Source organism: Sporosarcina sp. Y1004 (assembly GCF_057669665.1).
In genome coordinates this window covers 1-18,421 of sequence record NZ_JBYHFQ010000020.1, presented here as the reverse complement: position 1 = coordinate 18,421, position 18,421 = coordinate 1, and the positions used below count along the sequence as shown (strand labels likewise).

At 40.5% G+C, this 18,421-nt stretch carries 15 protein-coding genes; 7 read left to right on the top strand and 8 right to left on the bottom strand.

Annotated features, from left to right (window positions below; genetic code table 11):
- Positions 1-85: 85 nt before the first annotated feature.
- From noc to rpmH, 8 genes are all read right to left on the bottom strand, one after another.
- Positions 86-949: a nucleoid occlusion protein gene (gene noc, locus AC25Y6_RS13475; protein ID WP_482102619.1), complete on the bottom strand. Its 864-nt coding sequence runs from the start codon at positions 947-949 to the stop codon at positions 86-88.
- Between the two features lie 91 nt (positions 950-1,040).
- Positions 1,041-1,757 (bottom strand): 16S rRNA (guanine(527)-N(7))-methyltransferase RsmG, encoded by a 717-nt coding sequence (gene rsmG / locus AC25Y6_RS13470; protein WP_488143389.1) that lies wholly within the window; start codon positions 1,755-1,757, stop codon positions 1,041-1,043.
- 96 nt (positions 1,758-1,853) lie between these two features.
- Positions 1,854-3,743, bottom strand: coding sequence for a tRNA uridine-5-carboxymethylaminomethyl(34) synthesis enzyme MnmG (mnmG, locus tag AC25Y6_RS13465; protein WP_488143388.1), 1,890 nt, complete (start codon positions 3,741-3,743; stop codon positions 1,854-1,856).
- A 23-nt stretch (positions 3,744-3,766) separates the two neighbouring features.
- A complete protein-coding gene (mnmE, locus tag AC25Y6_RS13460) occupies positions 3,767-5,152 on the bottom strand; it encodes a tRNA uridine-5-carboxymethylaminomethyl(34) synthesis GTPase MnmE (protein WP_488143387.1) in 1,386 nt (461 codons plus the stop codon).
- 202 nt (positions 5,153-5,354) lie between these two features.
- On the bottom strand, positions 5,355-6,134 hold the full coding sequence (jag, locus tag AC25Y6_RS13455; protein ID WP_488143386.1) for an RNA-binding cell elongation regulator Jag/EloR: 780 nt from the start codon (positions 6,132-6,134) through the stop codon (positions 5,355-5,357).
- Positions 6,131-6,895, bottom strand: coding sequence for a membrane protein insertase YidC (yidC, locus tag AC25Y6_RS13450; RefSeq protein WP_482102614.1), 765 nt, complete (start codon positions 6,893-6,895; stop codon positions 6,131-6,133). Before yidC ends, jag begins: the two co-directional genes overlap by 4 nt.
- Positions 6,896-6,978: 83 nt before the next feature.
- Entirely contained in the window at positions 6,979-7,323 is a 345-nt protein-coding gene (gene rnpA / locus AC25Y6_RS13445; RefSeq protein WP_482102613.1) for a ribonuclease P protein component, read from the bottom strand.
- 78 nt (positions 7,324-7,401) lie between these two features.
- Positions 7,402-7,536: a 50S ribosomal protein L34 gene (rpmH, locus tag AC25Y6_RS13440; RefSeq protein WP_067204080.1), complete on the bottom strand. Its 135-nt coding sequence runs from the start codon at positions 7,534-7,536 to the stop codon at positions 7,402-7,404.
- Between the two features lie 505 nt (positions 7,537-8,041).
- On the opposite strand from rpmH, the gene dnaA reads away from it, so the two are divergent.
- The 7 genes from dnaA (at position 8,042) to AC25Y6_RS13405 (ending at position 18,104) form a co-directional block, all read left to right on the top strand.
- Positions 8,042-9,391: a chromosomal replication initiator protein DnaA gene (dnaA, locus tag AC25Y6_RS13435; protein WP_482102612.1), complete on the top strand. Its 1,350-nt coding sequence runs from the start codon at positions 8,042-8,044 to the stop codon at positions 9,389-9,391.
- 168 nt (positions 9,392-9,559) lie between these two features.
- On the top strand, positions 9,560-10,696 hold the full coding sequence (dnaN, locus tag AC25Y6_RS13430; RefSeq protein ID WP_482102611.1) for a DNA polymerase III subunit beta: 1,137 nt from the start codon (positions 9,560-9,562) through the stop codon (positions 10,694-10,696).
- Between the two features lie 99 nt (positions 10,697-10,795).
- Positions 10,796-11,035, top strand: coding sequence for a S4 domain-containing protein YaaA (gene yaaA, locus AC25Y6_RS13425; protein WP_482102610.1), 240 nt, complete (start codon positions 10,796-10,798; stop codon positions 11,033-11,035).
- On the top strand, positions 11,025-12,146 hold the full coding sequence (gene recF, locus AC25Y6_RS13420) for a DNA replication/repair protein RecF (protein WP_482102609.1): 1,122 nt from the start codon (positions 11,025-11,027) through the stop codon (positions 12,144-12,146). Before yaaA ends, recF begins: the two co-directional genes overlap by 11 nt.
- Before the next feature lie 79 nt (positions 12,147-12,225).
- Positions 12,226-14,148, top strand: a complete 1,923-nt coding sequence (gene gyrB, locus AC25Y6_RS13415) for a DNA topoisomerase (ATP-hydrolyzing) subunit B (RefSeq protein ID WP_488143385.1) — start codon at positions 12,226-12,228, stop codon at positions 14,146-14,148.
- 182 nt (positions 14,149-14,330) lie between these two features.
- A complete protein-coding gene (gyrA, locus tag AC25Y6_RS13410) occupies positions 14,331-16,868 on the top strand; it encodes a DNA gyrase subunit A (protein WP_488143384.1) in 2,538 nt (845 codons plus the stop codon).
- 132 nt (positions 16,869-17,000) lie between these two features.
- Positions 17,001-18,104 (top strand): HD-GYP domain-containing protein, encoded by a 1,104-nt coding sequence (locus AC25Y6_RS13405; RefSeq protein WP_488143383.1) that lies wholly within the window; start codon positions 17,001-17,003, stop codon positions 18,102-18,104.
- Positions 18,105-18,421 lie beyond the last annotated feature (317 nt).

Below are 18,421 nucleotides of genomic sequence, written 5' to 3'. Positions count from 1 at the left end.
TTCTTCTAGTCTATCAACAAAAGCATTTTTTGTAGAGAATTATGTAGTAAAAAGACTCTTGCATGAGTCAAGCAAGAGTCTTCCTTTATTTCTTTTTCGGAATTTTGACAGTAATTGTGTAAAAGTCCTCCGAGTCTTCTTCTTCGGTTTTCACATCAATTCCACTTTTTGTTACCATAACAAGCGATTGCCTAATTGTATTTAGAGCAATTCGTACATCTTTACTGACAGATTTTCTTTTAGGTCCTGCTTTTTTCTCTTTGGTACTTTCTTTTGGATGCAGGACTTGTAAGATTCTATTTTCAAGTTGCTTCACATTCAACTGCAGTTCTATCACTTCATTGTACAGCTTTGATTGCAATTCACTATCTTTGACAGGAATTAGAGCTCTTGCATGTCGCTCGGATATTTCTTTTGCAAGTAAGCCATTCTTTATTTCATCCGGCAGCTTCAATAACCGCAATTTATTTGCAACAGTGGATTGGCCTTTTCCTAGTCTTTGTGCCAATGCTTCTTGTGTTAGTGAATGAAGTTCCAGAAGTTTCTCATACGCATACGCTTCTTCAATTGCAGTCAATTCCTCACGCTGCAAGTTTTCAATCAAAGCAATAGATGCAGTTTCTTTATCATCAAGGTTTCGAATAATTGCCGGAACTTCCGACCATCCCAACTTTTGCATGGCTCGATATCTACGTTCCCCCGCAATAATTTCATATTGCTCTTCGTCAATTTTTCTTATGACAATTGGTTGGATGACACCATGCGTGTGGATTGTCCTAGCAAGTTCTTCAATCTTCTCTTCAGAAAAAACTGTACGCGGTTGATATTTGTTGGGTTTAATAGAATCTATTTTCACTTGCTCTATTACTTCATGCTGAATTTCTTCGCTAACGAGTGGTTCTAATTCTTTCTCCCCACTTCCAAAAAATCGTGAAAACGGACTTTTCATTCCCGGCACCACCTTTTCAATACTGCTCCCTACTTCTACTATTTATGCATAGTGATAGTATACCTTTTCTCGCTGTTCCACGTGAAACAATTTACTGAATTGGTGCTTTATTCGGAACACCTGGTTTACGAGGGTATTTTTTAGGAGTAATTTTATCTTTATCGAAAACAAAGATATTCCGTTCACTATTTTCAAATGGCAATGTGAAAGAATGCTCTTCTTTAATGGAAGCACCGAGAACGGAAAGTGCTTTTTTCGCATCTGCTAATTCATCATCTGCAGCTGCACCTTTCATCGCTATAAATACGCCACCCTTTTTAACAAGTGGAACACATAATTCTGCTAAAACAGAAAGACGTGCAACCGCTCGAGCAGTAACAATATCAAATTGTTCGCGATATTGTTGATCCTGTCCAAAATCTTCTGCTCGTGCATGGACAAAGTTTACATTTTCAAGTTGAAGTTCCTCGGCCAAAGCCTTGAGGAAACCAATTCTCTTATTTAACGAATCAACAATTGTTACTTCAAGGTTTGGGAAGCAAATTTTCAAAGGAATACTTGGAAATCCAGCCCCTGCCCCGACATCACAAATTGTTTTTCTATCATTTAAATCAATATAAAATGCCGCAGAAATGGAATCATAAAAGTGTTTCAGATAAACCGATGGCGCATCAGTAATTGCCGTCAAGTTCATCTTTTCATTCCATTCTACCAGAAGTTTGAAATACTGGCTAAACTGCATTATTTGCATTTCAGTCAACTCAATACCTTTGTCTTTCAAAGCTTGAATAAATTGTTCAACATCCATCAATATTCCCCCCAATAAGAAAAGCGTATGCGCCTGTTAAAAGGCGCAAAAGTAGGAAAACTGGTGGGAACTTGAATTCCGCACCAGTTAAATAGCTTAAACTGATATTTTAGCAATTCTTCCTTGTTCAATATAGACGAGAAGAATTGAAATATCGGCTGGATTAACTCCGGATATACGAGACGCTTGCGCTATGGATAAAGGTCTAACTTCATTCAGTACGCTTTTAGCTTCTGTTGCGATACCAGATATTGCATCATAATCAATGTTGTCAGGTATTCTTTTGTTCTCCAGTTTTTTCATTTTCTCTACTTGTTGCAATGACTTTTCAATATAACCTTCATATTTAATGAAAATTTCTACTTGTTCTTTCACTTCTTCGGAAACCGTTTCCGTAGGAGGGACGATTCTTTCCACTTGGCTATACTTTATTTCAGGGCGTTTCAGAAGATCAGCTGCCTTCATTGGTTCTCTTAGTTCAGAACCACCCGTTTCACGTATAATCTCTTGTGCATGACTGTCAGGTTTTATCGATATTTTCCGAAGTCTTTTTATTTCATCTTCAATTTGTTGCTTCTTTAAAACGTGTGCATCATGTCGTTCTTCAGTAATCAGCCCAATTTGATAGCCAATTTCGGTCAAACGCATATCGGCGTTGTCATGACGCAACAAAAGTCGATACTCCGCACGTGATGTAAGAAGTCGATATGGCTCACTTGTCCCTTTTGTAACAAGGTCATCAATGAGGACACCTATATATGCATCAGCACGTCCCAGGACACGTTCTTCTTTTCCTAAAGCACGGGAAGCCGCATTGATACCAGCCATAATCCCTTGCCCTGCAGCTTCTTCGTAGCCGGATGTGCCGTTAAGCTGACCAGCAGTATATAAATTTCGAATTCTTTTTGTTTCAAGTGTTGGCCAAAGTTGCGTAGGAACGATTGCATCATACTCAATCGCATAACCCGCACGCATCATCTCCGCGTTTTCAAGTCCCGGTACGCTTGCGATCAATTGCTTCTGAACGTGTTCCGGCAAGCTCGTTGATAACCCTTGGACATACACTTCTTTGGTATTACGGCCTTCCGGTTCAAGGAAGATTTGGTGACGTGACTTATCTGCAAAACGAACGATTTTATCTTCAATGGACGGGCAATAACGTGGCCCTTTCCCTTTGATCATCCCTGAATACATTGGGGACAAGTGGAGGTTTTCATTAATTAGTTCATGTGTTCTCGGTGACGTATATGTTAGCCAGCATGGCAATTGGTCCGTGATGAATTCAGTTGTTTCATAACTGAATGCCCATGCTGTATCATCCCCAGGCTGGATTTCAGTTTTACTATAATCAATCGTTCTGCTGTTGACACGCGGTGGCGTACCTGTTTTAAATCTCACCATGTCAAAACCAAGTTCACGAATATTATCTGCAAGTTTGATTGAAGGCATTTGGTTATTCGGTCCACTGGAGTATTTCAAGTCGCCAATAATAACTTCACCACGCAGGAATGTTCCAGTTGTAATAATAACTGTCTTCGCACGGTAGACGGCACCAACTTGTGTAATTACTCCTTTAATTTCTTCATCTTCCACAATCAATTCTTCCACAACACCTTGATGAAGTGTCAGATTTTCCTGTTCTTCCAGAAGACGTTTCATTTCTGATTGGTAAAGGACTTTATCGGCTTGCGCACGAAGTGCACGTACTGCTGGTCCTTTTCCTGTATTCAACATCCGCATTTGGATATGTGTTTTGTCGATTACTTTCCCCATTGCGCCACCAAGTGCATCAATTTCACGTACGACAATCCCTTTAGCAGGACCACCGAGTGATGGGTTACATGGCATAAAGGCAATCATATCTAGATTCATTGTAAGTACAAGCGTCGTTGCACCCATTTTAGCAGCGGATAATGCCGCCTCTACTCCGGCATGACCGGCTCCTATAACAATGACATCGAACGTGCCAGCTTCAAATTTGGGCATGTTCTATTCCTTCCTTCTATTTTTTATTTTCCGAGGCAAAACTGAGAGAAAAGTTCATTGATTAAACCGTCTTGGACCGTATCCCCGATAATTTCTCCGAGAATCTCCCAAGTTCTAGTGACATCAATTTGAATCATATCGACTGGAACGCCTGCTTCTGCAGCCGCGAGTGCGTCTTCAATTGTGGCACGTGCGTTGTGCAACAGTGCGATATGTCTTGCGTTTGAAACGTATGTGAAATCGCCTGACTCAAGATTTCCTTCGAAAAAGAGTCCAGCAATTGCTTCTTCCAATTCATCCACCCCTTCGTCTTTCAAAAGGGAGGTTGTGACGACTTTGCCTGTACCGGCATGTTCCATCACTTTTTGCATATCAATTCTTTGCGGAAGATCGGTTTTGTTAATAACAAAAATCGTATCCATTCCTTTTACCGTTTCAAAAAGGCGTTCATCTTCTATAGAAAGCTCTTCAGAACTGTTTAGTACAAGCAGAATTAAATCTGCTTCTTTCAACACTTTCCTGGATCTTTCGACGCCGATTCGTTCCACGATGTCTTCCGTTTCTCTGATTCCGGCTGTATCAACAAGACGAAGTGGAACACCCCGTACATTAACGTACTCTTCAATAATATCACGCGTTGTCCCTGCTATGTCAGTTACAATCGCTTTATTTTCTTGAATGATGCTATTTAGCAAGGAGGACTTCCCTACGTTTGGCCTTCCAATGATAACTGTAGACAGGCCTTCTCGAAGAATTTTCCCTTGGGATGAAGTAAGTAACAACTTATCAATTTCATTTCTCACCCATGTACTTTTTTCAATCATAAGCGGAATTGTCATTTCTTCGACATCATCGTATTCAGGGTAATCAATATTTACTTCAACTTGCGCTAACGTTTCAATAAGCGCTTGTCTTAATTCCCCGATCAATCGTGAAAGCTTTCCTTCCATCTGATTGAGCGCAACATCCATTGCCCGATCTGTCTTCGAACGGATTAAGTCCATGACCGCTTCCGCTTGTGATAGGTCGACACGACCATTAAGAAATGCCCGTTTTGTAAATTCTCCCGGTTCAGCAAGACGAGCGCCTTCTTTTAGAACAAGTCTTAGAACACGAGTAACCGCGACGATTCCGCCGTGGCAATTTATTTCAATTACATCTTCACGGGTAAATGTTTTTGGCGCTTTCATAAGAGAAACCATTACTTCTTCAATCGTTTCATTTGTTCCCGGATCAATTAAATGTCCGTAATGAATTGTATGTGATGATTCTTCTTTCAGCCTCTTGGCGGACGGCGAACGAAATATTTGATCCGCAATTTGGACAGCTTCATCCCCACTTAACCTGACGATGGCAATTGCGCCTTCCCCCATTGGAGTGGAAATGGCGGCTATTGTATCAAAATGCATGAAATTCACCTTCCTGGCTTGGTTACGCACATGTGGATAACCTATTTCGGACACGACTATCTAACATAATATATTATCACAAATCCGCTCATTCTCATAGCGCTGTAAGTGTTTTTTTGTGGATAAGTGTTTTCGAAATTAAAACGAATCCATGAAAAAGTCCCGCAGAGACAGGATCCGTCTTTTGCGGGACTTTATTTTATTATCTAACTGATTCAATGACAAGATACCTGTAAGGATCAACACCTTCTGAATATGTTTCAATATCCAATCGTCTTGATAAAGCATTATGAATTACTTTTCTCTCATAGGAAGCCATTGGCTCGAGCTGTACTTTTCGACCTGTTCGGACTGCTTTGTCAGCCATGCGATCTGCCAATTGTTCAAGTGATTGTTCGCGCCGCTCCCGGTAATCCCCTACATCCACCCGGACAACTTTGAATTGACTCGATGACTTATTCGTGACTAATTGCGCTAATTGTTGAATTGCGTTTAAAGTTTGCCCGCGCTTACCTATAAGTAGCGCAGCTTTTGCACTTTCCATATGGAAAGTGACATATTTGCCTTCAATTACATGATTTACTTGAATATCATCTATACCCATTGCAGTCGCAACCTTTGTTAAATAGTGCTTCGTCTCATCGACGGCTATTTCATCAGGAAGTCCTTCAACTTGTACTTTTTCTATTTCAATAGCAGATTTACCAATGGATTCATCGGTAGTAAGTTCCATATCGGTCAGCAGAACATCCTTTACAGGGTTTGCTTCCTCGAACAATGTCACTTTTTCAGAGACGGAAGGTTCTTCAACATTTATAATGGTTACAGCCACTTCAGCCTCTTTTGCACCGAAACCAAGAAAACCTTTTTTTCCCTGATTGATCACTTCGACTTCTACTTCATCCCGCGTAACTCCAAGTGCTGTTAATGCCGATGAAATCGCTATTTCAACAGTGGCTCCCCTTCGCGTCATCCTTGTCATTTCCGTTTCCCTCCCACTTTTACAGGTTCCACTTCTTTTTTCTTAAATGGTTTGTAAATGAAGATATTTTGGATGATTGAAATGATATTACCGATTACCCAGTAAAGTGAAAGTGCTGCCGGCAAGAATGCACCAAAGATCATAATCATGAACGGCATAATGTACATCATTACTTTCATCTGGGGGTTGTCCATTGCAGGACCAGTACGCAGAACGATGAACTGCATGGCTCCAGCTAAAATTGAAAGTGTAATACTTGGCGCTGCAAGTTCAAACCACATAAAGTTCCCAATATCATAGGTTACATTCATTCGGCTGATAGCGTGATAGAAGCCGAAAAGAATTGGCATTTGAATGAGAACTGGCAAACAGCCTGCAACAGGATTGATTTTTCGTTCTGACATGAGTTTTTGCGTTTCTTCACGGTACTTTTGTTGAGTGACCGCATCTTTGGATTTGAATTTCTCTTTTAGAGCTTTCAGTTCGGGTTGTATTTCCTGCATCCGTTTTGAACTCTGTGTCTGTTTGATCATTAATGGAAGCAAGACAAGTCGGATGATGATCGTAACCGCAACAATTCCGTAACCGTATGTTCCGAGTAACTCTTTGAATGTCGTTATTAAAGAAACTAACGGCCAAACGACAAATTTATTCCAGAACCCTTCACTGTCCTCGTAAATAGGTTGTTGGAACTCCGAACATCCCGCAAGAAATACCGACAATGCTGTCAGTATGAGGATTAACGCTAATTTCTTTTTCAAATCAGTTCCCCCAAATCTTATCTTATTCAATTAGATAGCCCATTGGCCAATAATTTCAGTTTATCATGTCCATAGGTTTCCTTCTACTTCTTCTTTAACACTTTTGAAATACGTAAGACATGCTGTAAACTTTTCTTCGTTTCATGAAAATCCAATGTGGCAGCCTGATGTCTGGCGATGATGACATAATCCATGTCATTTCGCAGTTCATCTTTCATTTCCAAGAAGGATTGTCTTAAATACCGCTTAATCCTATTTCGGGCCACTGCATTGCCTACCTTTTTACTGACTGACAAGCCAATCCTAAATTCGGACTGGTCTTCCTTCCTATAGGAGTACACAACGAATTGCCGATTGGCAAACGACTTCCCTTTTTTAAATACTTCTTGAAATTCCTCATTTTTCTTTATCCGTTGACGTTTGTTCATCTATTCCACCTGCTCCGTCATCTATGATTATAGTTCTTCATTATAAACAAGAAAAAAGACCACTGAATGTCAGTGGCCTTATGCTGATAGCACTTTTCTTCCTTTACGACGACGAGCTGCAAGAATTCTGCGTCCGCTTTTCGTGCTCATTCTCTCACGGAAACCGTGAACTTTACTACGCTTACGTTTATTTGGTTGGTAAGTACGTTTCATCTTTTAAGACACCTCCTGCATTGATTGTCCTTTAATTGCTGTGACAGTCTTGAATAGTATATCGGTTTTCCATCACAAAAGTCAACCTTTTTTTATTCAACAGAGATTCTGCCTAATTATATCTATTGATTTTTGTCCCGGAAGTTATCCACGGTTTCTCTAGGCCATAGAGAAGTTGAGTGTTGATAGTTTTTCAGGACATATTTTTATGCACACTTCTTATCGACAGCTTTTTCACATATCAATGCCTGTGGATAAAGGTTTCATCCACATCTGTACATGCTGTGGATAAGGTTTAAGATTCCTTGTAATCCATCGTTTTTCCTGTTACAATGAATTGTATTTGTTGTGCACATATTTTTATAACGATTTTGTTATCCACAGTTGTTAATACATTGTGGATACTTTTTTCAACACTTTTGTATGAAAGTTATCCACGTAAGTGGAAACTGTGTATAATACATATCTTCAGGCTTTTTATTTACACTGCAAAGGAGGCACACGTTTGGAACATTTGGAAGAACTATGGATTGAAGTATTATCAAAAGTGGAACAGAAAATTTCAAGGCCCAGTTTCGAAACTTGGTTGAAGTCCACGAAGCTAATGTCCTACGGCGAAGAGAATGTCACCATCGCAGCACCCAATTCATTCGCTAAAGATTGGCTGGAAAACCACTACGTACATCTAATTACTGGAATTCTATCGGAACTGACCGGAGAAGACCGGATCATTCAGTTTGTCGTCCCTAAAAATATGGAAGAAAATGATTTTATGCTTCCCAAACCTACTGTTAAACCAATAGAAAAGGTTCCACTAACCTCAGCTCCAGGTATGCTTAATCTAAAGTATACATTCGATACTTTCGTCATCGGTTCAGGTAACCGTTTTGCCCACGCAGCATCGCTCGCTGTGGCTGAAGCCCCTGCAAAAGCTTATAATCCACTGTTTATCTATGGTGGTGTCGGGCTTGGAAAAACTCACTTAATGCATGCAATCGGTCATTATGTGCTTGAACAAAATCCATCTGCAAAAGTTATGTATTTATCGTCTGAAAAATTCACGAATGAATTCATCAACTCGATTCGCGATAACAAGGCCGTTGAATTCCGAGATCGATACCGGAGTGTGGACGTGCTCTTAATTGATGATATTCAATTCCTAGCCGGAAAAGAACAAACACAAGAAGAATTCTTCCATACGTTCAATACTCTCCACGAAGAGTCAAAACAGATTGTCATTTCAAGTGACCGTCCTCCAAAAGAGATACCAACCCTTGAAGACAGGCTCAGATCCCGCTTTGAATGGGGTCTTATTACAGATATAGCTCCTCCGGATTTGGAAACACGGATTGCAATTTTGCGCAAAAAAGCGAAAGCTGATGGGCTTATTGATATCCCGAATGAGGTTATGCTATACATTGCAAACCAGATAGATTCAAACATACGTGAACTTGAAGGCGCACTTATACGTGTTGTTGCCTATTCATCTTTGGTTAATTCGGATATTAATACGGATCTTGCTGCTGAGGCATTAAAAGATATCATTCCCAATTCCCGACCGCGTGTAGTAACGATTCTCGATATTCAAAAAGCTGTTGGAGAGCATTTCAATATTCGATTAGAGGACTTCACAGCCAAGAAAAGAACACGGGCAATTGCATTTCCAAGACAAGTTGCCATGTTCCTATCCAGAGAACTTACGGACTTTTCCTTGCCTAAAATCGGATCTGAATTCGGAGGTCGTGATCATTCAACTGTTATTCATGCACATGAGAAAATCAGGAAAATGTTGAAAGAAGAACAAGCGCTTCAACAGGATGTTCAAGATATTCGTAATGTGCTTGGCAGAGGATGAGTTGTGGACAACGTAGAATAGAGAATACAAAACTTGCACATGTTATACACATGTGCAAAACGTTCAAGCAACTAAGGAAAAGAGACTTATAAACATATCCACAGGCCCTACTACTATTACTACTATCTATTAATAACTAATAATATATATACTAAGCGAGGTTACAGAATGAAATTTGAGATTATGAGAGACAAGCTGCTTGACGGATTAAGCGATGTAATGAAAGCCATAAGTCATAAAGTAGCGATCCCGATTTTGACGGGTATCAAAATTGAAGTGGACGAAAAAGGAATGACTTTAACAGGTAGCGATTCTGATATAACGATTTGTACATTCATACCTGTTGAAGATAACGGAGAACAAATTATTCAAGTCATGGAGAAAGGCAGTATTGTGCTGCAAGCTAAAGTTTTTAGCGAAATTGTACGAAAACTCCCGACGAACGACGTAACCATCCAAGTTACTAATGGACTTCAAACACATATTCAATCAGGGAAGTCGGAATTCCATCTAATTGGATTAGATCCGGAAGACTATCCGATACTACCGAATGTAAAAGATGAGTATATGTTTTCATTGCCTGCAGATTTAATGAAATCCATCATTCGTGAAACGGTTTTCGCGGTATCTCAACAAGAAACAAGACCAATTTTGACAGGGGTTCACTGGGAAGCGAAAGATGGAGGACTTGCTTGTGTCGCTACGGATAGCCACCGATTGGCAAGAAGATTGACAATTCCCGAAGAAATGCCGGAAGTTCCATTCAGTGTAGTTATCCCAGGTAAAAGTCTACAAGAATTAAATAAAATTCTTCCTGACAATGCTGAACTAGTGGAAATCGTTATTGCCGATCAACAAGTTTTATTCAAAACACGTGGTGTATTATTTTATTCACGTTTACTTGAAGGCAATTACCCAGATACTTCACGACTCATCCCTTTGGAATACAAAACATCGGTGACGGTGAATGGGAAACTTCTTCTACAAGCGATTGATCGGGCATCACTGCTCGCACGAGAAGAAAGGAATAACATTGTCCGCTTCTCAGCAGATGAAGGGAAAGTCATCGAAATCTCTTCGAATTCTCCTGAAGTGGGGAAAGTTGAAGAATTGGTAGAAGCAATCGGAGTAATAGGCGAAGGACTGAATATCTCATTTAGTGCCAAATATATGATGGATGCATTGAAAGCAATCGATGGGCAGGATGTAACCATTCAATTTACAGGGGCGATGCGCCCATTCATCTTGAAATCGGTTGACGACGACTCGATTCTGCAATTAATACTCCCTGTAAGGACATACTGATTTTTGAAGGATAGTCACTAATTTGACTATCCTTTTTACTTACGGTCGAAAATCAGCTAAAATAGAAGGATAAACTAACTGACGAAGGGTTGAGAAGCATTGGAAAATGTAACGATCGATACAGAATATATAACACTTGGACAATTATTAAAGATGACTGACTTAATCAGTTCCGGCGGCATGTCCAAATGGTTCCTAGAAGAAAACATTGTTTATGTCAACGGTGAGGAGGAACAGCGCCGAGGAAAGAAACTCCGTGACGGAGATATTATCAAAATCCCTGATGTAGGCACATATAAAGTAATTGGACAATTAGACGGTCAAACGGATGCATATTGAACGTCTGGCACTAACTGATTACCGGAATTATGAATCACTCGAACTTTCATTTTCACCGCAAATTAATGTATTAATCGGCGAAAATGCCCAAGGTAAAACAAACATCATGGAAGCGATCTATGTCCTCTCCATGGCAAAATCGCATAGAACATCCAATGATCGTGAATTGATACGTTGGGAACAAGAATATGGTAAACTAGAAGGGGACATACAGCGTAAGTACGGACGACTACCGTTGGAATTAGTTATTTCTAAAAAGGGCAAGAAAGCGCGAGTTAATCATCTTGAACAGAAACGCCTTAGCTTGTACATCGGTCAATTAAATGTCGTCATGTTCGCTCCGGAAGATTTGAATCTTGTAAAGGGCAGTCCCCAGGTGAGAAGACGGTTTCTAGACATGGAAATCGGACAAATTTCGCCAACTTATTTACACGATCTCTTAACATTTCAAAAGATATTGAAACAACGTAATGCCATTTTAAAAGACAATCGGGGTAAATCGATACTCAACGATGTCATGTTTGATATTTATACAGAACAGTATATTCAATTGGCCGTTCAAATTATTCGCAAACGGTTTTATTTTATGGAACTTTTACAGAAATGGGCTGAACCGATCCACCAAGGCATTTCCCGTGGTATCGAATTTCTTAAAGTTTCATATGGAACGCTAAAAGAACTCGATTCCGGACAGACTGTGGAACAGATGCAGTCAATAGTAGGCCAGCGCTTGCTTGAAGTGAGACAACGCGAGCTGGATAGAGGTATGACATTAATTGGACCGCACAGAGATGATCTCCACTTTATTGTCAACGGTTATGACATTCAAACGTATGGATCGCAGGGACAGCAGCGGACAACAGCACTGTCCCTTAAACTTGCGGAAATCGAACTCGTCAAGCAAGAAGTCGGAGAAACACCCATCCTTCTTCTGGATGATGTCTTATCCGAACTTGACGATTACCGACAATCTCATCTTCTAAACACAATTCAAGGAGAAGTGCAGACAATTGTTACTACGACGAACGTAGCGGGAATCGACCATGACACAATTCGCCAAGCAGATATATTTGAAGTAACAGCGGGTGAAGTGGCCAGAAAAGATGATTGACAATTGCAGTAATCCTGTTTTATAAATTCAGGTTATAAAAGTGTTAGACGTTCTGAAAGGAAAGGTGAACAGTTTGGCAATGGAAGAGAAAGATATGCAGATGGCCTATGATGAAAATCAAATCCAAGTCTTAGAAGGATTGGAAGCTGTCCGCAAACGTCCAGGTATGTATATCGGGACAACGAGTTCTAGAGGACTTCACCACTTAGTATGGGAAATTGTTGACAATAGTATTGATGAAGCTCTTGCGGGTTACTGTGACCATATCGAAGTAACGATAGAAAAAGATGATTGGATTTGTGTCGACGATAATGGTCGGGGAATTCCGGTAGGTACTCAGGAGTCAACAGGCAGACCAGCAGTTGAAGTTATTATGACGGTACTTCATGCAGGCGGTAAATTTGGTGGCGGAGGCTATAAAGTTTCGGGCGGTTTGCACGGCGTTGGCGCGTCTGTTGTAAATGCATTGTCCGAGACAACAGAGGTATTCGTTAGACGTGATGGTGAAGTTCATTTCATCGAGTTTCAACGTGGTGCAGTAACCAAAGAACTAAGTGTAATCGGTAAAACTGATGAAACTGGATCAAGAATCCGCTTTAAAGCAGACCCTGAAATCTTTACGGAAACAACAACTTATGAGTATGAAATTTTAGCGCATCGCCTTCGCGAACTTGCGTATCTCAACCGCAGTCTTCGGATCACAATTACAGACAAGCGCAGCGAAGAAGAGCGAAGCGACGTTTATTACTACGAAGGCGGCATCAAGTCATACGTAGAACATTTGAACAAAAACAAAGAGCCTATTCATGATGAACCAATTTTCATTGAAGGTGAAAAAGATGGTATTTCAATTGAAATTGCAATGCAATACAATAGCGGCTACGCGGAGAGTCTGTTTTCATTCGCCAATAACATCAACACGTACGAGGGCGGTACGCATGAATCAGGTTTTAAGACAGCCTTGACACGTGTCATCAATGATTATGCACGGAAGAATGGTGTATTAAAAGATGCCGATCCAAACTTATCAGGCGACGATGTACGTGAAGGATTAACTGCTATTATTTCGATTAAACACCCTGACCCGCAATTTGAAGGACAGACTAAAACGAAACTCGGTAACTCTGAAGTGAGTACAATTACCAACTCACTATTTTCTGAAGGATTCCAAAGGTTCCTGCTTGAAAATCCAACAACATCGCGTCAAATTATCGATAAAAGTCTCATGGCAGCACGTGCCCGTCTTGCAGCGAAAAATGCGCGTGAATTTACACGCAGAAAGTCTGCACTTGAAGTATCAAGCCTTCCAGGGAAATTGGCGGACTGCTCTTCACGTGATCCAGCTATAAGTGAACTGTATATCGTTGAAGGTGACTCGGCCGGTGGTTCAGCTAAAATGGGACGCGACCGACACTTCCAAGCAATTCTTCCACTTCGAGGCAAAATCTTGAATGTTGAAAAGGCACGTCTTGATCGGATTTTAGGTAACTTGGAAATTCGTGCAATGATTACAGCTCTAGGCACTGGCATCGGAGAAGAATTTGATCTTGCTAAGGCACGTTATCATAAACTTGTTATTATGACTGATGCAGACGTCGATGGTGCTCACATTCGTACTCTTCTTTTAACCTTTTTCTTCCGCTTTATGCGACCGCTTATTGAGGCGGGGTATGTGTATATTGCCCAGCCACCTCTTTATCGTGTGAAACAAGGGAAAACTCAGGAGTATTGCTACACTGAGGAAGAACTCCAAGAAATTATTGGACGGCTCCCGGCTATGCCTAAACCTGTCATTACACGGTATAAGGGTCTAGGAGAAATGGATGCAACACAATTGTGGGATACAACAATGGATCCTGATCAACGTACATTACTTCAAGTTCATCTTGAAGACGCATTCGACGCGGATTCGACATTCCAGCAGCTTATGGGAGATGAAGTCGAACCGCGACGTAAATTCATTGAAGAAAATGCAATGTATGTGAAAAATATAGATACCTGATAAGTTAGCTAAACCAAAAGTCAAATGGAACTCGTTTTGTATAAATATAGCGTAAGCGCCTAACAAGGGTTAGCTAAAACTGCTTGGCTTACAGCGGGAGGCATCCCCTTGCGCCGCAGTGGATTCATTAGGTAATTTAATTTTATCGTTACGGATTTATGAGTTGAAAGGAGTCTAATAACATGGCAGATATGCCTCAACGTGGTGTAAAGGGGATTAACATTAGTACAGAAATGAAGACCTCATTTCTCGATTATGCAATGAGTGTCATTGTTTCACGTGCGCTCCCCGATGTGAGGGATGGTTTAAAGCCGGTCCATCGTCGTATTCTGTATGCAATGCAGGATCTTGGAAATACCGCAGATAAACCGCATAAGAAATCTGCACGTATCGTCGGAGACGTTATCGGTAAGTATCACCCCCATGGTGATAGTGCTGTGTACGACACGATGGTTCGGATGGCCCAGGATTTCAACTACCGTTATATGCTCGTCGACGGTCACGGGAATTTTGGTTCAGTAGATGGTGACGGTGCAGCTGCGATGCGTTACACAGAATCACGAATGTCACGTATTGCTATGGAACTTCTTCGCGATATCAATAAAGATACAGTGGATTACCAAGATAACTACGATGGGCAGGAAAGAGAACCGATAGTTCTCCCAAGCCGTTATCCAAATCTGCTTGTCAACGGAACAACCGGTATTGCCGTTGGTATGGCAACAAACATTCCACCACATCATCTTGGAGAAACGATTGATGCTGTCCTGGCACTGGCTGACAACCCAGCTATTACGACTGAAGAATTGATGGAAATAATACCTGGTCCGGATTTTCCGACAGGCGGGATCATTCTTGGGCGTAGTGGAATCCGAAAAGCTTACGAAACGGGACGGGGTTCAGTCATTATTCGCGGAAGAGTTGAAATTGAACAGCAGTCCAACGGCAAGGAAACAATCCTTGTACATGAATTGCCATTCCAAGTGAATAAGGCACGTCTTATTGAAAAGATTGCTGAACTAGTACGAGATAAGAAAATAGATGGTATTACTGATTTACGGGATGAATCAGATCGAACAGGAATGCGCATTGTTATGGAAGTCAGACGTGATGCAAATGCCAATGTGCTATTGAATAACTTGTACAAACAGACAGCACTTCAGTCAAGCTTTGGTGTCAATATGCTTGCACTGGTCGATGGTCAACCAAAAGTACTTGCACTAAAGGAAATTCTATACCATTATCTTGAACACCAAAAAGTTGTTATCCGCAGACGTACTATGTACGACTTGAAAAAAGCAGAAGATCGCGCACATATACTAGAAGGTCTCCGTATTGCACTAGACAATATCGACCGAATCATTACGCTTATCCGTTCATCGAAAACAACAGATGAGGCAAAAACAGGATTGATGGATCAATTCAATTTATCTGATCGTCAAGCCCAAGCCATTCTTGATATGCGTCTTCAACGATTAACGGGACTTGAACGGGATAAAATTGAAAGTGAATATGAAGCTCTCCTAGTCTTTATGGCTGAAATGCGCGCCATTCTTGCAGATGAATCAAAACTGCTTGAGATTATTCGTGAGGAATTACTGGAAGTGAAAACCCGTTTTGAGGACAAACGCAGAACGGAAATTACACTGGGCGGCGCTGAAATGATTGAGGATGAAGATCTGATCCCGGTTGAAAACTCTGTATTGACACTTACTCATAATGGTTATATTAAACGTTTACCTGCTAATACTTATCGAAGCCAACGACGCGGGGGTCGTGGAATACAAGGTATGGGTACCAATGATGACGACTTCGTAGAACACCTGTTGAACACGTCCACGCACGATACCATTTTGTTCTTCACGAGCAGAGGACGGGTATTCCGTACGAAAGGCTATCAAGTACCTGAATTCAGCCGGACCGCTAAAGGGTTGCCAATCATTAACCTATTAGGCGTCGACAAAGATGAGAAAGTAACAGCAATGATTCCTGTAGATGTATTCGAGAAAGATGATTACTTATTCTTTGCCACTCGTAATGGAGTCGTTAAACGTACGCCTGTAATTGAATTTGCCAATATCCGTTCAAATGGATTAATTGCACTCACGCTTCGTGGTGATGATGAACTTATTGAAGTCAAAATGACAAGCGGTAAGGAAAACATTGCTATCGGAACGAAAGATGGAATGTTAATTAAATTCAATGAGACTGATATTCGTTCAATGGGTCGTATAGCAGGCGGAGTCCGCGGTATCCGTTTAAGAACAGGTGATATCGTAGTCGGTATGGATACAGTAGATGAAGGCGATGAAATCTTAGTCGTAACAGAAAAAGGGTTCGGAAAACGGACACCTGAAGATGAATATCGTATCCAGTCACGTGGTGGTTACGGATTGAAAACATTAAATGTAACAGAGCGAAATGGGACACTTGTTTCGATGAAGACAGTAGATGGAACTGAAGATCTCATGCTAATCACAATTCACGGCATTCTGATTCGTATGGATATTGAAGACATTTCTGTTATTGGGCGTAGTACACAAGGAGTCCGTTTAATCCGTTTAGGGGAAGATGAACTTGTTGCGACTGTTGCCAAAGTTGTAAAAGAAGAAGAAGAACTAGAAGAACTAGAGAACGACAACAGTAGTATGGAAGAAGACACAGCTCCTTCTGAAATACCAGAAGATGATATATCGTCGCCTATAGAGGATGACGAGTGAAAAAGCTAGAAATAGTAAAAGGTTATTGGAATGGCCAAGTTGGCCGTCTCAATAACCTTTTTATTTTTATCGTTTGTTTGAAATATTTAAAGTACAATAGAAATAACTATCTGATGAAAGCAGGTAACATCAATGACAGAAACGTATATAAAAACAAGTGACCTACGTCCAGGTATTATCCTAAGTGAAGATATATTTGTAAATACGAGATACCCGATTGTTAGGAAGGGCACAGAACTCTCCTTAGAGCACTTGGAAGTTTTGAATGCATTTGACGTAAAAAAAGTAAAAATTCAAGAACGCTTAATCGTAAAAAAAGAACAAATGCTTGAACACGACAGTGAAGGTACAGTGGATCCAGATGAAATTCTTACGATAACATCCTTGAGGCAGACAGATTTACAAACACAGTATAGTGAAGCTGTCCAAAAGTATAAAAAAGAATTTCTTGGATGGCGTGCAGGCATACGTCCTGACGTAGCAAAAGTCCGTTCAGTAGTCATTCCTTTATTGGAAAGGTGGAGTGAACAGAAAAATAAATTAGCAGCTTTAAATGAACTTTCAAACCCCGATGACTATATGTATCATCATTCTATAGCCGTAGGGTTACTAGCTTCAGCCATTGGTGCCCAAGTCGGATTCCCTAAAGGGGAGATTTTACAGCTGGGCCTTGCGGGTACGTTAGCCGATTGTGGAATGTCAAAAATTGAAGTGTCAATAACTGAGAAGGCAGTATTCCTTACGAAGGATGAATTTAATGAAGTGAAAAAACACACAATATACAGCTATCAAATGCTTCAAGATACGCCACTATTGCGTCATGAAATGAAGTTAGCGATTCTTCAACATCATGAACGTCTGGATGGTAGCGGTTATCCGCGGGGTGATAAGATGAATCAAGTTTCTGTGCATTCACAAATCCTTGCTGTTTCAGACGTCTTTCACGCAATGACATCTGAAAGGATATACAGATCAAAGGAATCACCTTTTAAGGTAATTGAAATGATTAAAGAAGAAGAGTTTGGAAAATTTGATATTAAAGTCGTACAAGCATTACTTGATATAGTAGGGAATCTATCTATTGGAGCGAAAGTACAACTGACAAATGGCGTGGTAGGAGAGGTTATATTTGTCCACCGAGATGCAAGACTGCGGCCAATGCTTAAAATAACTGAAGATAATTCTATTTTAGATTTAACGATTAATCGTCATCTAGCTATAGAAAAAGTACTCTAATAGAAGAGAGTACTAAGTATTTGGATTAGTAGACTCGAAAAACCCTTTAGATAGCGCATTGCAGTACCATTTAAAAAGAAAATGTAGTTATTTTAAATTTAGCATTGCAATTAACAAGATAAGCTGTTATATTTAATAACGTTGCACATCCGACATATTGAAAACAACTTAAAAAAAGTTAAAGAAAGTTGTTGACACGGACGACGCAACTTGGTATGATATAAGAGTTGCCACTGAAACAAGCGGCAAACAAATAAAGAGGAAAGTAAATTAGTTCCTCGCCAAATGAACCTTGAAAACTGAACAGCAAAACATCA

Excerpts from the sequence above, each read along its gene's own strand:
- rsmG (WP_488143389.1), bottom strand. The coding sequence starts at position 1,757 with ATGGATGTTGAACAATTTATTCAAGCTTTGAAAGACAAAGGTATTGAG.
- AC25Y6_RS13405 (WP_488143383.1), top strand. The coding sequence starts at position 17,001 with ATGACAGAAACGTATATAAAAACAAGTGACCTACGTCCAGGTATTATC.
- gyrA (WP_488143384.1), top strand. The coding sequence starts at position 14,331 with ATGGCAGATATGCCTCAACGTGGTGTAAAGGGGATTAACATTAGTACA.
- gyrB (WP_488143385.1), top strand. The coding sequence starts at position 12,226 with ATGGAAGAGAAAGATATGCAGATGGCCTATGATGAAAATCAAATCCAA.
- rnpA (WP_482102613.1), bottom strand. The coding sequence starts at position 7,323 with ATGAACAAACGTCAACGGATAAAGAAAAATGAGGAATTTCAAGAAGTA.
- mnmG (WP_488143388.1), bottom strand. The coding sequence starts at position 3,743 with ATGCCCAAATTTGAAGCTGGCACGTTCGATGTCATTGTTATAGGAGCC.
- noc (WP_482102619.1), bottom strand. The coding sequence starts at position 949 with ATGAAAAGTCCGTTTTCACGATTTTTTGGAAGTGGGGAGAAAGAATTA.
- dnaN (WP_482102611.1), top strand. The coding sequence starts at position 9,560 with ATGAAATTTGAGATTATGAGAGACAAGCTGCTTGACGGATTAAGCGAT.
- recF (WP_482102609.1), top strand. The coding sequence starts at position 11,025 with ATGCATATTGAACGTCTGGCACTAACTGATTACCGGAATTATGAATCA.
- rpmH (WP_067204080.1), bottom strand. The coding sequence starts at position 7,536 with ATGAAACGTACTTACCAACCAAATAAACGTAAGCGTAGTAAAGTTCAC.
- jag (WP_488143386.1), bottom strand. The coding sequence starts at position 6,134 with ATGACAAGGATGACGCGAAGGGGAGCCACTGTTGAAATAGCGATTTCA.
- mnmE (WP_488143387.1), bottom strand. The coding sequence starts at position 5,152 with ATGCATTTTGATACAATAGCCGCCATTTCCACTCCAATGGGGGAAGGC.